General features: G+C 61.5%; 13 protein-coding genes, 1 tRNA gene and 1 riboswitch. Of the genes, 5 read left to right on the top strand and 9 right to left on the bottom strand.

The window, feature by feature from the left end; all coding sequences use genetic code 11:
* Positions 1 to 75: 75 nt before the first annotated feature.
* Entirely contained in the window at positions 76 to 939 is an 864-nt protein-coding gene (locus IE095_RS04240) for a DUF817 domain-containing protein (RefSeq protein ID WP_189410375.1), read from the top strand.
* Here IE095_RS04240 and IE095_RS04235 read toward each other — a convergent pair.
* Positions 890 to 1,255: a hypothetical protein gene (locus tag IE095_RS04235; RefSeq protein ID WP_189410374.1), complete on the bottom strand. Its 366-nt coding sequence runs from the start codon at positions 1,253 to 1,255 to the stop codon at positions 890 to 892. The genes IE095_RS04240 and IE095_RS04235 overlap by 50 nt on opposite strands.
* A gap of 80 nt (positions 1,256 to 1,335) precedes the next feature.
* On the opposite strand from IE095_RS04235, the gene IE095_RS04230 reads away from it, so the two are divergent.
* The gene (locus tag IE095_RS04230) at positions 1,336 to 2,103 is read left to right on the top strand and encodes an alpha/beta fold hydrolase (RefSeq protein WP_189410373.1); all 768 of its coding nucleotides are present in this window, start codon (positions 1,336 to 1,338) and stop codon (positions 2,101 to 2,103) included.
* Positions 2,104 to 2,143: 40 nt separating this feature from the next.
* On the opposite strand, the gene IE095_RS04225 is transcribed toward IE095_RS04230, so the two are convergent.
* The 8 genes from IE095_RS04225 to gltX form a co-directional block, all read right to left on the bottom strand.
* Positions 2,144 to 2,219: transfer RNA gene (locus tag IE095_RS04225), tRNA-Ala, on the bottom strand.
* 94 nt (positions 2,220 to 2,313) lie between these two features.
* Positions 2,314 to 5,499 carry a beta strand repeat-containing protein gene (locus IE095_RS04220; protein WP_189410372.1) on the bottom strand — a complete coding sequence of 1,062 codons (3,186 nt, stop codon included), beginning with the start codon at positions 5,497 to 5,499 and terminating at the stop codon, positions 2,314 to 2,316.
* A 198-nt stretch (positions 5,500 to 5,697) separates the two neighbouring features.
* Positions 5,698 to 8,538, bottom strand: coding sequence for an aminomethyl-transferring glycine dehydrogenase (gcvP, locus tag IE095_RS04215; RefSeq protein WP_189410371.1), 2,841 nt, complete (start codon positions 8,536 to 8,538; stop codon positions 5,698 to 5,700).
* An 84-nt stretch (positions 8,539 to 8,622) separates the two neighbouring features.
* Positions 8,623 to 8,982 (bottom strand): glycine cleavage system protein GcvH, encoded by a 360-nt coding sequence (gene gcvH / locus IE095_RS04210; RefSeq protein WP_189410370.1) that lies wholly within the window; start codon positions 8,980 to 8,982, stop codon positions 8,623 to 8,625.
* A gap of 10 nt (positions 8,983 to 8,992) precedes the next feature.
* Positions 8,993 to 10,111 (bottom strand): glycine cleavage system aminomethyltransferase GcvT, encoded by a 1,119-nt coding sequence (gcvT, locus tag IE095_RS04205; RefSeq protein ID WP_189410369.1) that lies wholly within the window; start codon positions 10,109 to 10,111, stop codon positions 8,993 to 8,995.
* 150 nt (positions 10,112 to 10,261) lie between these two features.
* A riboswitch (glycine riboswitch) is annotated at positions 10,262 to 10,355 on the bottom strand.
* A gap of 65 nt (positions 10,356 to 10,420) precedes the next feature.
* The gene (locus IE095_RS04200; RefSeq protein ID WP_189410368.1) at positions 10,421 to 11,284 is read right to left on the bottom strand and encodes a DUF1444 domain-containing protein; all 864 of its coding nucleotides are present in this window, start codon (positions 11,282 to 11,284) and stop codon (positions 10,421 to 10,423) included.
* A gap of 84 nt (positions 11,285 to 11,368) precedes the next feature.
* Complete coding sequence (locus IE095_RS04195; protein WP_229804490.1) at positions 11,369 to 12,658, bottom strand: MATE family efflux transporter; 1,290 nt, start codon at positions 12,656 to 12,658, stop codon at positions 11,369 to 11,371.
* 105 nt (positions 12,659 to 12,763) lie between these two features.
* Complete coding sequence (gene gltX / locus IE095_RS04190; protein ID WP_189410367.1) at positions 12,764 to 14,089, bottom strand: glutamate--tRNA ligase; 1,326 nt, start codon at positions 14,087 to 14,089, stop codon at positions 12,764 to 12,766.
* A 99-nt stretch (positions 14,090 to 14,188) separates the two neighbouring features.
* On the opposite strand from gltX, the gene IE095_RS04185 reads away from it, so the two are divergent.
* From IE095_RS04185 to IE095_RS04175, 3 genes are all read left to right on the top strand, one after another.
* Positions 14,189 to 14,587: a metallopeptidase family protein gene (locus IE095_RS04185; protein ID WP_189410366.1), complete on the top strand. Its 399-nt coding sequence runs from the start codon at positions 14,189 to 14,191 to the stop codon at positions 14,585 to 14,587.
* A 71-nt stretch (positions 14,588 to 14,658) separates the two neighbouring features.
* A complete protein-coding gene (locus IE095_RS04180; RefSeq protein ID WP_189410365.1) occupies positions 14,659 to 15,582 on the top strand; it encodes an MBL fold metallo-hydrolase in 924 nt (307 codons plus the stop codon).
* Between the two features lie 93 nt (positions 15,583 to 15,675).
* Entirely contained in the window at positions 15,676 to 16,626 is a 951-nt protein-coding gene (locus tag IE095_RS04175) for a 1-phosphofructokinase family hexose kinase (RefSeq protein WP_189410364.1), read from the top strand.
* Positions 16,627 to 16,733: the final 107 nt, after the last annotated feature.

Below are 16,733 nucleotides of genomic sequence, written 5' to 3'. Positions count from 1 at the left end.
GCATCATCCGGTGATGCTGACAGTCTAAGCAATATTTGCTGATTTTCTTCTTCATCTGTCCGGTGCAGAGGGACCATGAACAATCAATCCACCCGTCTTGAACGATCCCTTGGCGATTATGCCCGTGCCCGCCTGCCCTTTGCCTTGGCGGAACTGGTCATGTTCGTGCTGAAACAGGGCTGGGCCTGCCTGTTCGGGGGCCTGCTGTTGCTGGCCATCATCGCCACGAAACTGGTCTGGCAGGCGAATTGGCCCCTGCAACGCTATGACGCGCTGTTTCTGTTTGCGGTGGGCATCCAAGCCGTCTTTCTGTGGCGTGGCTTGGAGACATGGGAAGAGGCGCGGGTGATCCTGCTGTTCCATCTGACGGGCACGGCGATGGAATGGTTCAAGGTCAGCGCTGGTTCTTGGGCCTATCCTGAACCTGGGCTGTTCAAACTGCTGGGCGTGCCGCTGTTTTCCGGTTTCATGTATGCTTCGGTGGGCAGCTATATGGCCCGCGTCATCCGCATCTTTGACATGCGTTTCACCCCCTATCCGCCGTTCTGGGTGACGCTGGTACTGGCCTCCGCCATCTATCTGAACTTTTTCGCGCATCACTTTGTCATGGACATCCGCATCGCCCTGTTCGCCGCCACTCTGATCATCTTCGGCCGCACCCGCATCTGGTTCCGCATTTCCCGCCGCGACTGGTGGATGCCTCTGCCCTTGGCCGCCATTCTGTCGGCTTTGGCGCTTTGGGTCGCTGAAAACGTCGGCACGATGACCGGCACTTGGGTCTATGCGGGGCAGGCCGACTGGCAGATGGTCAGCCTGCAAAAGCTGGGGTCGTGGTATTTGCTGCTTTATGTGGCCTTTGTCACCGTGACGCTGGTGATGCGGCCCGATGCTAAAGAAAGCCCCGCCAGCCGAGCAGCGAGCCCGTCACCAGCGCCGTGACGACCAGCGCCCCGACGACAGCCAGTCCGGTGGAGATCAGCAAATCCTTGCGCTTTTCCCATGGATTTACCGCTTTCAGGTGCTTCATGCACAGATCATAGGCCGCCTGCACCTTGGCGTCGTCAATCTGGACCGCCAATTTCGGATGACCTTCCAACGCGGCCGCCCGGTCGATCAGGGCCGCCGCTTCACGCACCTTGCGCGGCAAAAGCCGCTGTCCGCGGCGCAGCTTTTCGCCAAGACTGGCCCCCTTCAGCCGCAACTTGCTGGCCAGCGCCTCGGCCAGACGGTCGGCCATTTGCGAGTAGTCGGTCATCACCTGCCCCATTGCCCGCCGAATGCTTATCCGCCCCCTGCCCCGCTTTCAACCGGCCCGCTGCTTTGCTAGGAAAGGATATGCTCAACCTTGTTTCTTTCCCCTCTGACGGCCCCGGAACATCCCTGTTGATCGTGCATGGCCTGTTCGGTTCGGCGCGCAACTGGAACGCCATTGCCCGCAATCTGTCGGCGGGCCGTCCGGTTTATGCCGTCGATCAAAGGAACCACGGCGAAAGCCCCTGGTTTGACAGCCAGTCCTATACCGACATGGCGCGCGATCTGGTCGAAATCATTGAAGCCATCGGCGGGCCGGTGGATGTGCTGGGTCATTCGATGGGGGGCAAGGCCGCGATGGTGCTGGCCCTGACCCGGCCTGATCTGATCCGCCGTCTGGTGGTGGGTGACATCGCGCCGGTGGCCTATGCCCATGACAACACGCAGCATATCTCAGCGATGAAGGCCTTGAACCTGAACGGGATCACGACGCGCAGCGAGGCGAACAAGCGGCTAGAGCCGCTGGTACCCGATGCAGGTCTGCGAGCCTTCTTTCTGCAATCGCTGGACCTGAAGGCCGAAGGCGGGGCGCGCTGGCGGCTGAATCTGGATGTTCTGGCGCGGGACATGCCGCAGATCATCGGTTGGCCTGGGGTTTCGGGTCAGTTTCCCGGGGCAACACTGTTCCTGACTGGGGCGCTGTCGCATTACATGCAGCCGGAATATCGCGCGCCGATCAAGGCGATGTTTCCAAAGGCCCGCTTTGCCAAGCTGCCCGAAGCGGGTCACTGGCTGCACGCCGACCAACCGCGGGCCTTTGAAGAAACGGTGCGGGTATTTCTGGACGCCTGAAGCGCAAAAGCCGCCCCTTGGGCGGCTTTGCGAGGGTGTCTGGTGGAGCAGAGGGGGATCGAACCCCTGACCTCGTCATTGCGAACGACGCGCTCTCCCAACTGAGCTACTGCCCCAGACGAGGGTGGTTTGGCGCGTCACCTTGCCAAAGTCAAGATGTGGAAACGCCCCGGCTTTTGGCCGGGGCGTTTCGGTATTGTCGTCTGCGGGTTAGATGAAGTCAAAGTCCGCAGCGGTGATCGAGGCTTTGGCCGTGTCGTCCAGAACCAGGAACGTGCCGCGCGAAATCTTGATTTCGAGATCGCCGTTGGTGCGCTGACGGATATCCAAGTCTGCGAAGACAACACCCGAAATCTGGATCGTGTCGACGCCATCTTGGAAGTCGGTGATCCGATCACCGCCCTGCTGGATTGCGCTGGAGAAGATGAACAGATCTGCGCCAGAACCACCCGTCATAACGTCGGCTGCGCCGCCGCCCGTGATGGTGTCGTTGCCAGCACCGGCCATGATCCGATCCTGACCCGCTGCGCCGAGGATGATATCATCGCCGTCGCCGCCCGTGATCGTGTCGTTGCCGTCACCACCGTTGACGCTGTCGTTGCCGCCACCGGTGTTCAGGTTGTCACCACCAGCAGCGCCGGTCACGGTGTCATTGCCGTCACCCGACTTGATCACGTCAGCGCCAGACAGACCCAGCAGCAGGTCGTTGCCGGTGCCAACAGCCGTGTAGAACAGACGCTCAAACGAGTCGAAGTTGATCGTGTCGAGGCCCGATACCAGCGTGCTGCCGGTCATGGTGGTGGCTGCCACCAGATCACGACCCGTCACTTCCAGAATGTCGGTGCCAGCGCCGCCAAAGAATTCATCCTGGCCGCCCATGATCATTTCAACCCGGTCGTTGCCGTTGCGCATGACCAGAACGTCATTCAGGGCCGAGGTGTTGTGGAGGGTGATCCAGTCGCTTTTGTTGCTGGCCGAGAAGTTCATGCCTTCGATAAAGCGAATGCGGCCTTGCGAACCTTGATAGACGCTGGTGGTGTTCAGGTCGATCGACACAACGATGTCAAGATATTTGCCTGCATCGCCATACCAGTAGTCCACACCGGCATCGCCATAGATGTAGTCACGATCCAGACCGCCATAGAATACGTCGTTGCCTGCGCCGCCATACAGGAACTCGCGGTCGTCCCCACCGGTCAGCACGTCATTGCCGTTGCCGCCATAGGCGTAGTCGAGGTTCGAAGCAAAGAGAGCGTCGTCGCCATCGTCGCCATAGATTTTGTCGTTGCCCGAGCCGCCGGTGATCGAGTCATTGCCCAGACCACCGCGCAAAGTATCGGCGCCAGCCGCACCATTGATGGTGTCGTCGCCAGCCAAACCATTGATCGAGTCATTCCCTGCACCGCCATCAAGCAGGTCATTGCCAATTGTACCGTCTACCATATCATTGCCTCCGCCAGCATTAACTGTGTTTGCGCCTTCAATTACGTCGTCGCCATCAACATTGTCGACAAATCGGATAATTTCGATTCCCGAAAAACTGACAGAGTGACCCGACGACAAGAACGTGCCTGAGTAGGTGCCAGCACCGCTCAGGTTAGTCAAGTTTACTGAAGTCCCGACACGGTTGTTTATAACTTCAATGACATCCGTGCCATTGCCGCCCACAACCACGTCATTCCCACCCAGGAAAACCTGGACCGTATCATTGCCCGACCCTGCATCCAGATAGTCATCGGCAATATGCGACTGCGCCGAAACCAGCGAGTCGTTTCCAGAGCCCAAGGTGACATCCAGCACCTCAAGACCATTTGCATTGGCGTCCAGGACGCGGCTTGTGATGTCCGCGCTCCAATCAGCTTGAAGGGTATCAATCCCGGCACCACCGATCACGGTGTCAAACGTGCCATAAACCTCGACATAGTCGTTGCCGATGCCAGCATCGATGTTGTCAGCGCCTGTGCCGCCATAGATCGTGTCATTGCCATCGCCCGCGACAACAACATCATCGCCACTCCCTGCGGTGATGTAATCGGCCCCGGCGCCGGTGTTCAGGGTGTCGTTGCCCTGCCCGCCATCGACCGTGTCATCGCCGCTGCCCGTGGTCATGTTGTCCGCTGCGGTCGAGCCCGTGATGTTGAAACGGTCAATACCGGACAAGGTTACCGTGTCAGCGCCGCGCGTGATATTGGTCAGGGTCAGGGTGATCGCCGTCGCCCCGCCGATGTTGACGTTCAGACGGTCGTTGCCGTTCCCGCCGTTGACACTGTCGGTGCCGCCCACTTCCAGCGTGATGTAGTCATCGCCGTCGCCGGTGTTGATGCTGTCAGAACCAGCACCCGACAGGACAGTGTCGCTGCCATTGCCGGTGGTGACATTGTCGTTGCCATTGCCGCCTTCGACGTAGTTGTTGCCATTGCCAGCGTTGATGGTGTCGTTGTCGTCGCCGCCGTAAATGTTGTCACTGCCGGTTCCGGCAGTGATCTGATCATCGCCAGCGCCGCCGTAGACGTTGTTCCAACCTTCGCCTGCGTTGATTGTGTCGTTGCCCGCGCCACCGCTGACGGAATCGCTGGACCCGCCCGTGGTGATATTGTCGGCGACCGAAGAGCCGGTGACATCAAAACGTTCGACGTTGGTCAGGTTGGCTGTGCCAGCGGCCGAGCTGATGGAAGTGGTCGTCACTGTCAGGGCCGCCCCCGCGCCGACGACAACAACCGTGTCAGTGTCCGCGCCGCCGTCAATCGTGTCCGTCCCACCGAGGTTGATGATGATCCGGTCGTTGCCCGCGCCAGCGTTGACCGAATCGGCCCCGCTGCCCGCGTCAATCGTATCGTCGCCACCGCCCGCGTTGATCGTGTCGTTGCCGGTGCCGGTGGTGATCGTGTCAGCCGCCGAAGAGCCCGTGACGTTGAATTGTTCGATGCCCGCGATGGTCGCGGTGCCCGCGCCGGAAATAGCCGAGGTCGTGAGGGTAAAGCCCGTGCTGCCGCCCACAACGTTCAGCGTGTCGTTGTTCGCGCCGCCGTCGATCACATCGGTGCCGTCGACAACAATGGTCAACAGATCGTCGCCGTTGCCGCCATACAGGCTGTCGCTGCCCGCTGCGCCATTCAGCGTGTCATTGCCACCGCCGCCGACCAACGAGTCATTGCCATCGCCGGTGGTGATGCTGTCGGCACTGCCTGCATTGTCGGTGAAGGTGAAATGCTCAATGCCGCTGAACGTGCCATCATTGCCGCCCGGCCCGTTGAAGGTGCCTGAATAGCCCGTGGCCAGCGATCCTGTCATCCCCGTAAGGGTCACACCGCCCGCAACGGTGATGTTGTAGATAACTTTGTCGGACCCGGCAGCGCCCGTCGCAGTTCCGGAATTGTTAATTGGATAGTCGACCATAATTTTTCCCCAGGGCACGACATTAACTTTGACCGCACAATTGTTGAGGATGTGGACTTTTGTAGGATGGATTCCCGGTCAAAAGTGTTCGACATGCGGCAAGTTCGGGGAATTCCTCAACGGAATGTGAAGCGCCGGGAACCTATTTTGGCCCCGGCGCTTTTTTGTTTCTTAAAGCAATCCAATTCAGGGGTGTTTTTATTCCGCTGCCTGAGCATACGACTCGACCGGCGGGCAGATGCACACCAGATTCCGGTCGCCATAAACGTTGTCGACCCGACCGATGGGCGGCCAGTATTTGTCGACGCGGAAGGAACCCGGCGGGAAGCAGCCCTGTTCGCGGCTGTATTTCCTGTCCCATTCGGCGACCAGATCGTTCACCGTATGTGGCGCATGGCGCAGGGGGCTGTCCTCGGCCGCGATTTCACCCGCCTCGACCGCCCGGATTTCGGCGCGGATGGCCAGAAACGCCAGGATCAGCCGGTCAATCTCGGCCTTGGTCTCGCTTTCTGTGGGTTCCACCATCAGCGTTCCGGCCACAGGCCAGCTCATCGTCGGCGCATGGAAACCGTTGTCGATCAACCGTTTCGCGATGTCGTCCACGGTCACACCACAATCGGCAAAGACGCGGGTATCCAGAATGCATTCATGCGCGACACGGCCCCGGTTGCCCATGAACAGCACCGGATATTCCGATTTCAGACGTGAGGCGATGTAGTTCGCGTTCAAGATCGCGACCCGCGTCGCCTGCGTCAGACCCTCGCCCCCCATCATCAGGCAATAGGCCCAAGAGATCAGCAAGATGGAGGCCGAGCCATAGGGTGCCGCCGAAACCGGCCCTTCATCCCCGCCCGTTTCGGGATGCCCCGGCAGAAAGGGTGCAAGATGCGCCTTAACGCCAATCGGACCCATCCCCGGCCCACCACCACCATGCGGAATGGCAAAGGTCTTGTGGAGGTTCAGGTGACTGACATCCGACCCGATCTCACCCGGTTTCACCAGCCCCACCAGCGCGTTCATATTCGCGCCGTCCAGATAGACTTGGCCGCCATGGTCATGGGTGATCTTGCAGATCTCGCGCACCGTTTCCTCGAACACGCCATGCGTGCTGGGATAGGTGATCATGCAGGCCGCCAGACGGTCGCCCGCCGCATCGGCCTTGGCGCGGAAATCTTCGATATCGACATCGCCATTGGGCATGGAGCCGACAACCACCACCTGCATCCCTGCCATCTGGGCAGAGGCCGGGTTGGTGCCATGCGCCGAAACCGGAATCAGGCAGACATCGCGCTGATCATCGCCCCGCGAACGGTGATAGGCCTGAATGGTCAGGAGGCCCGCATATTCCCCCTGCGCGCCAGAGTTCGGCTGCATGGAAAAGGCGTCATAGCCGGTGATCTGGCAAAGTTTCTCAGACAGATCGTCAATCGCCTCTTTATAGCCCAGCGCCTGATCCATCGGCGCGAACGGATGCAGCGAGCCGAATTCCGGCCAGGTGATCGGCATCATTTCCGCCGCCGCGTTCAACTTCATCGTGCAAGACCCCAAGGGGATCATCGCCCGGTCCAGCGCCAGATCGCGGTCGGACAGGCGGCGCATGTAGCGCATCATTTCTGATTCCGCCCGGTTCATGTGGAAAACGGGATGGGTCAGATAGTCGGTTTCCCGCAGCATGGTTTCGGGAAAGCCCAGATCGGCGCGATGGGGCGGCGCGGTGTGAATGCCAAAGGCGCGCAGAACGCGGTGCAGCACATCCTCGGTCGTGGTTTCATCACAGGAAATCCCCACGCGGTCAGTGCCAATCTTGCGCAGGTTCACCCCTTCGGCACGTGCCGCGGCCAGAATGCCCGCTTGGCCCACGCCCACCTCAACCGTAATCGTGTCGAAAAAGGCTTTGGGCGAGACTTCAGCCCCCGCCACGCGCAACGCCTTCGCCAGACGCACGGTGTTGAAATGCACCCGTTCGGCAATCGCCCGCAGACCCATCGGCCCGTGAAACACCGCATACATCGAGGCCATCACCGCCAGCAGCGCCTGCGCGGTGCAGACGTTGCTGGTCGCTTTTTCGCGACGGATATGCTGTTCACGGGTTTGCAGCGACAGGCGATAGGCCTTGTTGCCCCGCGCATCAATCGAAACGCCCACAATCCGCCCCGGCATCGCCCGTTTCAGATCGTCCCGGCAGGACAGAAAGGCCGCGTGCGGCCCGCCGTAACCCATCGGCACGCCGAAACGTTGCGAGGAACCCACCGCAATATCGGCCCCCATCGCCCCCGGTTCCTTGATCATCGTCAGCGCCAAAAGGTCCGTCGCCAGGATCGCCAAGGCCTTGGCCCCGTGCAGCCGTTCGATCACGCCGGTAAAATCCGTGATCTCGCCATAAGTCCCCGGATACTGGAAGATCGCGCCAAAGACCTTCTCAGGCTCCAGCGTTTCGGTGGCCCCAACGATCACCTCAATCCCCAGCGGCAGTGCGCGGGTCTGGATCACGGCAATCGTCTGCGGATGCAGGTTTTCGTCAACGAAGAACCCTTTCGCTTTCGACTTGGCGCTGCGTTCTGCCATCGCCATCGCCTCGGCCGCCGCCGTCGCCTCGTCCAACAGCGACGCATTCGCCACCGGCAAGCCGGTCAGATCAGCGACCATCGTCTGGTAATTCAACAAAGCCTCCAGCCGTCCCTGCGCGATTTCGGGCTGATAGGGGGTATAAGCGGTATACCAAGCTGGGTTTTCCAGAATGTTCCGCTGGATCGCGGGGGGCGTGACCGTCCCGTAGTAACCCTGCCCGATCAAGCTGTGCATGACCTTGTTCTTGCCCGCCACCGCCCGCATCTTGGCCAGAAGATCCGCCTCGGACAAAGGCAGCCAATCCAGGGGCGTCGATTGCCGGATCGAGGGCGGCACAGTTTCGCCAATCAGCGCGTCCAAGCTGGGCGTGCCCACCGCTTGCAGCATTTCGGCCATTTCGGCAGGCGATGGGCCGATGTGCCGACGGTTGGCAAAATCATAGGGGTTGTAGGTCGAAGGGGTGAAGGTCATCACTGGTTTTCCGCATGGGCCCGATCCCCGCGCAGGGGCATCTGAAACTCTTCAATGAAAATTCAGATGGGGCGTTGAATAGGATCAGCCGATCAGCTCGTTATACTCGTCTTCGTCCATGAACTGATCCAGCACGGACAGATCATCCAGTTTCATCTTAAAGAACCAAGCGGCCCCCGTCGGGTCTTCGTTCACCAGACCCGGTGCCTCGGTCAGCTTGTCATTCACAGCGACAATCTGGCCATCAACCGGGGCCAGAATATCCGACGCCGCCTTGACGCTTTCGATGACGCAAACCTCGTCGCCCTCGGCCATCATCGTCTCGACTTCGGGCAGTTCCACAAACACCACATCGCCCAGCGCGGCCGCCGCATGTTCGGTGATGCCCACGACCACCAGATCGCCTTCGACCCGCAGCCATTCGTGTTCTTTGGTGTATTTCATTTGCGATCTCCTAGCGTTTGAAGGTGGCGGGGATAAAGGGAAGGGCGGCCACGGTGACGGGCAAGCGCTTGCCGCGGACCTCGCCTTCCAGATCGGTGCCGATGTCGGCATGGGCGCGGGCGACATAGCCCATGGCTATCGGCGCGTTCAGGCTGGGCCCAAAGCCACCGCTGGTCACTTCACCGATGGGCGTGCCATCCGTGGCAAACAGTGGCACATGTTCGCGCATCGGCGCGCGGGTTTGCGGGGCAAGGCCCACCCGCAGGCGTTCGGGGCCGTTTTCCAATTCGTGCAGAATGCGGGTGTCGCCTGCGAAACCACCGGCCCGCGCCCCGCCCGCGCGGCGGGCTTTCTGGATAGCCCAGGTCAGGCCAGCCTCCACCGGGCTGGTGGTTTCGTCAATGTCATGGCCGTAAAGACAAAGCCCCGCCTCCAGCCGCAGGCTGTCGCGCGCGCCAAGGCCGATGGGCATCACATCCGGCTGCGCCAGCAGCGCCTGCGCCAGATCCAAGGCCTGCGCATGGGATACCGAAATCTCAAACCCATCCTCGCCGGTATAGCCCGACCGCGAAATCCACAGCTCGCCACCCTGCCAACCGAAAATCCCCTGATCCATGAAGCGCATCGCGGCAACACCCGGCACCAGCGCCGCCAAGGCCGTCTCGGCCAAAGGCCCTTGCAGGGCCAGAAGGCCACGCTCTACGGGCTGCACCTCGGCCACGTCCGACAGATGTTGGGTCAGATGGGCAATGTCCTGTGCCTTGCAGGCGGCGTTCACCACCACGAACAGGTGGTCCCCCCGGTTCGCGAACATCAGATCGTCCAGAATCCCGCCCTGATCATTCGTCAGCAGCCCATAGCGCTGCCGCCCCGCCGCCAGACCCAGAACATCCATCGGCATCAGCCGCTCGAACGCCAAGGCCAGCGTTTCCATGTCGGTTTTCGGCCGCAGGATCACCTGCCCCATATGGCTGACGTCAAACAGACCCGCCCGCGTGCGCGTGTGCAAATGTTCGGCCATCACCCCTGCCGGATATTGCACCGGCATGTCATAGCCTGCGAAGGGCACCATCTTGCCCCCCAGACCCAAATGCAGGTCATGCAGACCCAGCCGCAGAAGATCGCTCATCCCGCCCCCATTCCTTGCCAGCCTGAAAAAGCCGACAGCACAACGAACGGTTCCCGCCGTCCGACCGTGCCCCCTCTGTCCTTGCCCGTTCCGGGCGCCTGAGATCGTTATCCCTTCGGCGGGCGCATCCGCGCCACTCTCCAGAGTCTTTCTGCCAGAACGGTCCCTTGCGCCTGAGAGTTTACCGGGGCGGTTGCTCCTTCGGCACCGAGGCATGACCCCCGGATTCTCCCGAACTGACGGGCAAAGGGGTAGCGCGGCCCGCGAAAGCTGGCAAGAGGAATCGACGCTTTATCGCGCTTTTGCGACCTAATGGCGGCGTTGGATCGGCAGCGGGCTGAACCCTGCCCCGGTCCATTTCTGCCAAGGTTCCAGCCATGGTGTGTCGGCAGACAGGCGGAAGATCAATTCCGACTGGGGCTGGGCACCCGCCAGATCCTGCGCCAGATCGGCCTGCATCAAGGCCATCGCCTCGTCATCGCCGCTGTCGGCCAAACGGATCGTGCCCCGTGCCGCAGCACCAATGCCCGCGACCCGCCAACCCTGTTGCCGCACCAAGGCCGCCAGAATGCCCGAGGCGAGCAGGATCGAGCCGCTGAGAACCGGGTTGTCCGGCCAGCGGATGGTCAGATAACCCGGCGCTTCTGGCGTGGCATCAAACTGGCCCAACGCGCGACGCAGGTTGATCCCCGCGGCCTGCCAAAGATCCTCGACCGACTTGCCCCCCAATTCGCAGGCCGTGATGGTCGCCAAACTGTCGCCCAAGTCCTGCATGACGACCGTGATCATATCGCCTGCCAAGGGACGCACCAAAGGCGATTCCAGATCAACGATGCGATCCCTGTGGCGCACGACAGGATAAAGTTGTGACAGGTCCAGCGCCGCCTGAGCCTGCGGCAGGATTGATGCAAGGAATCGGTCAATCTGCGCCAAACGCTGAGCGCAGGGCATCTGGACCCTTTCGGCGGAACAGGCCATGGCGCGGGCATTCAAGGTCAAAACCGGGCCATCGGCAGACATGCCTGCCTTGCGGAAACACAGGATCATGTGATCGCGGTCCGTCACCTGCACATCGGTCAAATCGGGGCGATGTCGAAGATGTTCCACCAATTCATCGAACATCATCGCCGACAAATGCGGCTCCAAAGAACGCGGCGCAAACCAAGTCGTCATCACAGACCCCCTACATCGCCCCTTTGCAGAAGCGTCACAAGTTGTCCCCACCTAAGCTCAGCTTGCGCCTCGAAAGGCTTGACGTCAAGAACCACCTTGAGTTGTTTCTTGTCGCGAACGAATAACCCTTGTCGCGACAAGATGCGCCAGCAAAGCGAACAAAACCCCGCCCAAGGCTTGCCCGATCAGCACGCCATCTGCCCCCCACCAGCCCGCCATCAGAATGACCAAGGGAATCGTGCCCACAGTGTTGCGACCCCAGTTGATGACGGTCGACCAAAAGGGCCTGCCCAGATTGTTGCAGGTGGCATTGCCAACAAAGATGACGCCGTTAAAGAACCACAGCAGCGCCAGCGGGCCGCAGAACAGATAAAGCAGATCGCGCGTCTGGCCGGTTGCATGAAACAGATCGGCCAAGGGCGCTCGCAGCAAGAACAGCAGGGCCGAGACCAGAACGACCGAGAGGGCGGTGAACTTCAGCGATTCCCAATAGGTCTGCTTGACGCGGTCCATCCGCCCTGCCCCAAGGTTCTGGCCCATGATCGGCCCCACAGCGCTGGACAGGGCAAAGATCACGCCAAAGGCCACCGGCACCAGGCGGCCCGCAATCGCCATAGCCCCGACGGCATCCTCGCCAAAAGGCGACATAGCGGCGGTGACATAGGCCTGACCCACCGGCGTCGCGATCTGCGTCAGGATGGCGGGGCCACCGATGGCAAACAGGGGCACAGCATCCTGCCGCAACCCCACCCAATCGGGTCGGTTCAGCCCCCCGTGGTGGCGCAGAATGAACCAGACCGGAACCACCGCCATGACGATCCGCGAAATCACCGAAACAATGGCCGCCCCGGTCAGGCCCATATCCAGCACAAAGATAAAAATCGGATCCAGCGCCGCCGTGACCATCGCAGCCCCCAACGTGATCCACATCGCGCGGGGCGCGTCGCCATGCGACCGCAGGATCGCGCCACCGGTCATGCCGATCATGACCAAGGGCTGCGAGGGTGTGACAATCTGCAAGAACCACAGCGCATGGGCGTGGGTCTCGCCCGTCGCCCCCAGCACGCTCAGCAGCGGTGACAGAAAGACCCAGATGGTCAGGGCAAACAGCCCGCCCGTGATGCCCGCCAGCCAAAGGCCGCTTGTCGCCCTTTGCCGGGCCATCGCCGGATCCCGCGCGCCCACCGCACGGGCGACCAAGGCCGACGAGGCGATGGAAAGGCCAATGCCGAAAGAGGTGGTCATGAACAGAATGGCCGCCGCATAGCCCAAAGCCGCCTGCAAATGCGGATTGCCCAGCCACGAGATGTAAAGGATGTTGATCAGATCGACGGAAAACACCGCGACCAGCCCCAGCGAAGTGGTCAGCGACATGACCGCGACGTGACGCCAAAGCGAGCCCTGAACAAAGCGGGCTTGGGGGTTTTCCATCTGCATCATCCCGAATGTGAAAGGCCGCCCCTTGGGCGGCCTTGGCGGTTACTGGCGCGGGGCCTTTTCCATCAGCGCCATCAGGGCCGACATGTCCGGCCCCCGGTCCATCCCGGTCAGCGCCCGCCGCAGCGGCTGGAACAGCCCCTTGCCGCTGCGCCCCGTTGCGGCCTTGACCGCACCCGTCCATTCGCCCCAGCTTGCCGCCGTATAGGGCAAGGGCGGCAGCATGGTCAGCGCTTGGGCCACGAAATCGGCATCCTCAGGGGCCACCAGCGGTTCAGCCCCATCGCGCAATAGCACCCACCAGCCTTCCAGATCTTCCAGCTTGGTGATGTTCTCCCGCGCCACAGCCCAAAAGGCCTGCGCCTTGTCAGCGGGCACACCCAAAGCCGCGATCCGATCCGCCACCGCCTCAAACGGCAGCGCAGCGTTGTGGGCGCGGGTCAAAGGCCAAAGGTCTTCGGCGTTGAACTTGGTCGGCGCGGTGCCGAAACTGCCTACATCAAAGCCATCGGCCAGCTCTTCCAGCGAGCCAAACAATTCCACGGGCTTTGACGATCCCAACCGTGCCATCAGCGACAGCAGCGCCATCGGTTGCACCCCCGCCGCCCGCAGGTCGCGCAGCGACAAGGTGCCCAGACGTTTCGACAGCTCTTCCCCCTGCGCCCCCGTCAAAAGGCTGTGGTGCGCAAAGCTGGGCGGCGTGCCCCCCATCGCCTGCATGATCTGAATCTGCGTCGCCGTGTTCGTTACGTGGTCGGCCCCGCGCACGATGTTCGTGACACCCATATCGACATCGTCCACCGACGAGGCAAAGGTATAAAGCACCTGCCCATCCGCCCGGATCAGCACCGGGTCCGACACGCTGGCCGCATCAATCGAAATTGGCCCGACGATGCCATCCTCCCATTCGATCCGGTTCTGATCCAGCAGGAACCGCCAGTAACCCGGCTTGCCCTCGGCCCGTTGTGCCGCGCGCCCCGCCTCGTCCAGCTTCAGGCTGGCGCGGTCATAGACCGGCGGCTTGCCCATGTTCAGTTGCTTTTTGCGCTTTAGGTCCAGCTCGACCGGCGTTTCAAAGCATTCGTAAAAACGCCCCTTCGCCTTCAATTCTTCGGCCACCGTGCGATAGCGATCCATCCGCAGCGATTGCTTTTCCACCCGGTCCCAATGCAGGCCCAGCCATTCCAGATCGGCCATGATCCCGTCGGCATATTCCTGTTTGGAGCGTTCCTGATCGGTGTCATCCAGACGCAGAATGAACTGGCCGCCGGATTTCCGGGCGATCAGATAGTTCATCAGCGCGGTGCGCAGATTGCCAATGTGGATATAGCCGGTGGGCGACGGGGCAAAGCGGGTAACGGTGGTCATTTCAGGCTCCTTCGGGAACCCCGGTGGTCTGTCATAGTGCTGCGGGCTTGTCCAGTTCAGCCTCTGGCAGCATGGACGCACAGGCCCTATATCACCGCGATGGATGACATTTTGCCCCCCTCGCTTGCCGACATCGAAACCCTCGCCCTGGCCGCCCTGTCGAACCTGCCGCCGATCTATGCCCGCGCGGCCCAAGCCATCGTGATCAGGGTGGAGGATTTCCCATCCGAAGATATGGCGGATGAGATGGATCTGGATGATCCCTATTCGCTGACCGGGCTGTATGACGGCATCCCCCTGACCGAAAAGTCGGTGATGGATCAACAGATGCAGCCCGACATGATCTGGCTGTTCCGCAGGCCGATTTTGGACGAATGGGCCGAACGCGGCGACATCGGCCTGTCGCATCTGGTGTCGCATGTCATGGTGCATGAACTGGCGCATCACTTTGGCTGGACCGATGAGCAGATTGCCGAAATCGACCGCTGGTGGGAATGAACACGCAGCCGTGAATGGCCAAGGGAAATTGTCGGACTAGGATCGTCTGATCCATCAGACAGGAGACGACGATGCCGATGCTTTCCCGACGTCACGCCCTTCTTGCCAGTGCAACGCTTCCCCTTACCGCCCTCGCCCCGCAGGTTTCCATGGCCAAAGCCGAACCCCTTGGGGCCGCGACCCCCAGCTTCAACCGCTTTAAGCTGGGCGATTTTGAGGTGACAACCCTGCTCGCGGGCACGCGCCTGAACGAAACGCCGCGCGAAACCTTTGGGCTGAATGTCAGCGATGATGAATTCGCGGCGGCCTCTGCCGCCAATTTCATCCCAGCGGACAAAGCGCAGAACTTCTTTACCCCCACCATCGTCAACACCGGCAGTGAACTGGTGCTGTTCGACACAGGTCTTGCCCCCGACGCGATCACCGCCGTTCTGGCCAATGCAGGCTATACCCCGGATCAGGTCGATATCGTCGTGCTGACCCATATGCACGGCGACCATATCGGCGGGATTGCGGGCGATGCGGGGCCGACCTTTCCCAACGCCCGCTATGTGACGGGAGCCATCGAACACAACCATTGGTCGGCGGCGGGGAACGAAGGTTTCGACAAGCTGGTGAAACCCCTGTCCGACAAGATGACCATGCTGGACGATGGTGGTTCGGTCGTGTCTGGCATCACCGCGATGGCCGCCTTTGGCCATTCACCGGGCCATTTCGCCTATCGGCTGGAAAGCAACGGCCAGAACCTGATTCTGACCGCCGATACGGCGAACCACTATGTCTGGTCCCTTGCCTATCCCGATTGGGAAGTCCGCTTTGATGCTGACAAGGCGGCAGCGGCGGCGACGCGCAAAACTGTCTTGGGCATGCTCGCCGCCGACAAAATTCCCTTTATCGGCTATCACATGCCCTTCCCCGGCCTTGGTTATGTCGAGACCCGCGACAGCGGTTTCCGCTATGTCCCGGCCAGCTATCAGATGCTGTTGAACGGCTAAAATCCCGCAGGTCAGCGGCTCAACCGCTGGCCTGCACGAAAATGTTTCCTCAGGGCCTTCGCTTCACTATGATAGCGGTAACAGGAGGCCCCGATGACTCAGACCCACCCGATCTTGACCCTGACCCTGAACCCGGCGCTGGACATGGCAACCAGCGTGGCCACGATGGAACCCGGTCACAAATTGCGCTGTTCGGAACCCCTGCTGGATCCGGGCGGCGGTGGCTTGAACGTCAGCCGCGCGGTGAAAGCCTTGGGGGGGGATTCGCTGGCCTTGGTGGCTTTGGGTGGCTTGACGGGCGACCGTCTGGCCGGGTTGATCCGGGCCGAAGGCGTCACCTTCCTGTCCATCCTTGGCCCCGGTGAAACGCGCCAAAGCCTGACCGTGACCGAGGATGCGACCGGCAAACAGTTCCGTTTCATGCTGCCCGGCCCGCTGTGGACCGAGACTGAACGCGCTCGCGTCTTTACCCTGCTGCGCGCCACCTCCCGCCCCGGCGGTCTGTCGGTGATTTCCGGCAGCCAGCCGCCCGGCGTGCCCGCCGACTTCCCGGCACAACTGGCGGCTTCGATGCTGGGTTCGCGCGTGGTACTGGATACTTCCGGTGCGGCCTTGGTGCAGGCGATGAAAAGCCCGATCCCCGGTCTGGCCGTGTTGCGGATGGATACGGAAGAGGCCGAAGGTCTGGCCGGCCGCAAGCTGACCACCCAGAAGGACACCGCCGATTTCGCGCAATCCTTGGTGCATCGCGGTGTGGCCGAACAGGTGATCATGGCGCGCGGGGCCGAGGGGAATATTCTTGCACTGGCCGACCGCCGGGTTTTCGCCAAGGCGGCGAAGGTCAAAGTGAAAAGCACCGTGGGCGCAGGCGACAGCTTTGTCGCGGCCTTTGTGCTGGCCATGGCGCGGGACGAAACGCCCGAACAGGCACTGGCCTGGGGCTGTGCGGCGGCCAGCGCGGCGGTGACGACCGATGCCACGCAACTGTGCCGGTTGGAGGATGTGAAGGCCCTGCTGCCGCAATGCGAAGTGAGCGCGATTTAGGAACAAGGTCGCCCCGGGCTTGACCCGGGGCCGCAAGACGACAGGAGAAGAGGGCCGCGGGTGTGCGCGGCCCGGCTGGTCGCCGGGCGGTCTGTTTGACAACCGTT

This window comes from Neogemmobacter tilapiae (assembly GCF_014652215.1).
Taxonomy (GTDB): domain Bacteria; phylum Pseudomonadota; class Alphaproteobacteria; order Rhodobacterales; family Rhodobacteraceae; genus Neogemmobacter; species Neogemmobacter tilapiae.
The sequence above is the reverse complement of the archived record's forward strand: the minus strand, read 5'-3'. Positions and strand labels throughout refer to the sequence as shown.

Bases quoted from the DNA above. Each gene is read 5' to 3' on its own strand.
- IE095_RS04240 (WP_189410375.1), top strand. From the start codon at position 76: ATGAACAATCAATCCACCCGTCTTGAACGATCCCTTGGCGATTATGCC.
- IE095_RS04235 (WP_189410374.1), bottom strand. From the start codon at position 1,255: ATGACCGACTACTCGCAAATGGCCGACCGTCTGGCCGAGGCGCTGGCC.
- IE095_RS04230 (WP_189410373.1), top strand. From the start codon at position 1,336: ATGCTCAACCTTGTTTCTTTCCCCTCTGACGGCCCCGGAACATCCCTG.
- IE095_RS04220 (WP_189410372.1), bottom strand. From the start codon at position 5,499: ATGGTCGACTATCCAATTAACAATTCCGGAACTGCGACGGGCGCTGCC.
- gcvP (WP_189410371.1), bottom strand. From the start codon at position 8,538: ATGACCTTCACCCCTTCGACCTACAACCCCTATGATTTTGCCAACCGT.
- gcvH (WP_189410370.1), bottom strand. From the start codon at position 8,982: ATGAAATACACCAAAGAACACGAATGGCTGCGGGTCGAAGGCGATCTG.
- gcvT (WP_189410369.1), bottom strand. From the start codon at position 10,111: ATGAGCGATCTTCTGCGGCTGGGTCTGCATGACCTGCATTTGGGTCTG.
- IE095_RS04200 (WP_189410368.1), bottom strand. From the start codon at position 11,284: ATGACGACTTGGTTTGCGCCGCGTTCTTTGGAGCCGCATTTGTCGGCG.
- IE095_RS04195 (WP_229804490.1), bottom strand. From the start codon at position 12,658: ATGTCGCTGACCACTTCGCTGGGGCTGGTCGCGGTGTTTTCCGTCGAT.
- gltX (WP_189410367.1), bottom strand. From the start codon at position 14,089: ATGACCACCGTTACCCGCTTTGCCCCGTCGCCCACCGGCTATATCCAC.
- IE095_RS04185 (WP_189410366.1), top strand. From the start codon at position 14,189: ATGGATGACATTTTGCCCCCCTCGCTTGCCGACATCGAAACCCTCGCC.
- IE095_RS04180 (WP_189410365.1), top strand. From the start codon at position 14,659: ATGCCGATGCTTTCCCGACGTCACGCCCTTCTTGCCAGTGCAACGCTT.
- IE095_RS04175 (WP_189410364.1), top strand. From the start codon at position 15,676: ATGACTCAGACCCACCCGATCTTGACCCTGACCCTGAACCCGGCGCTG.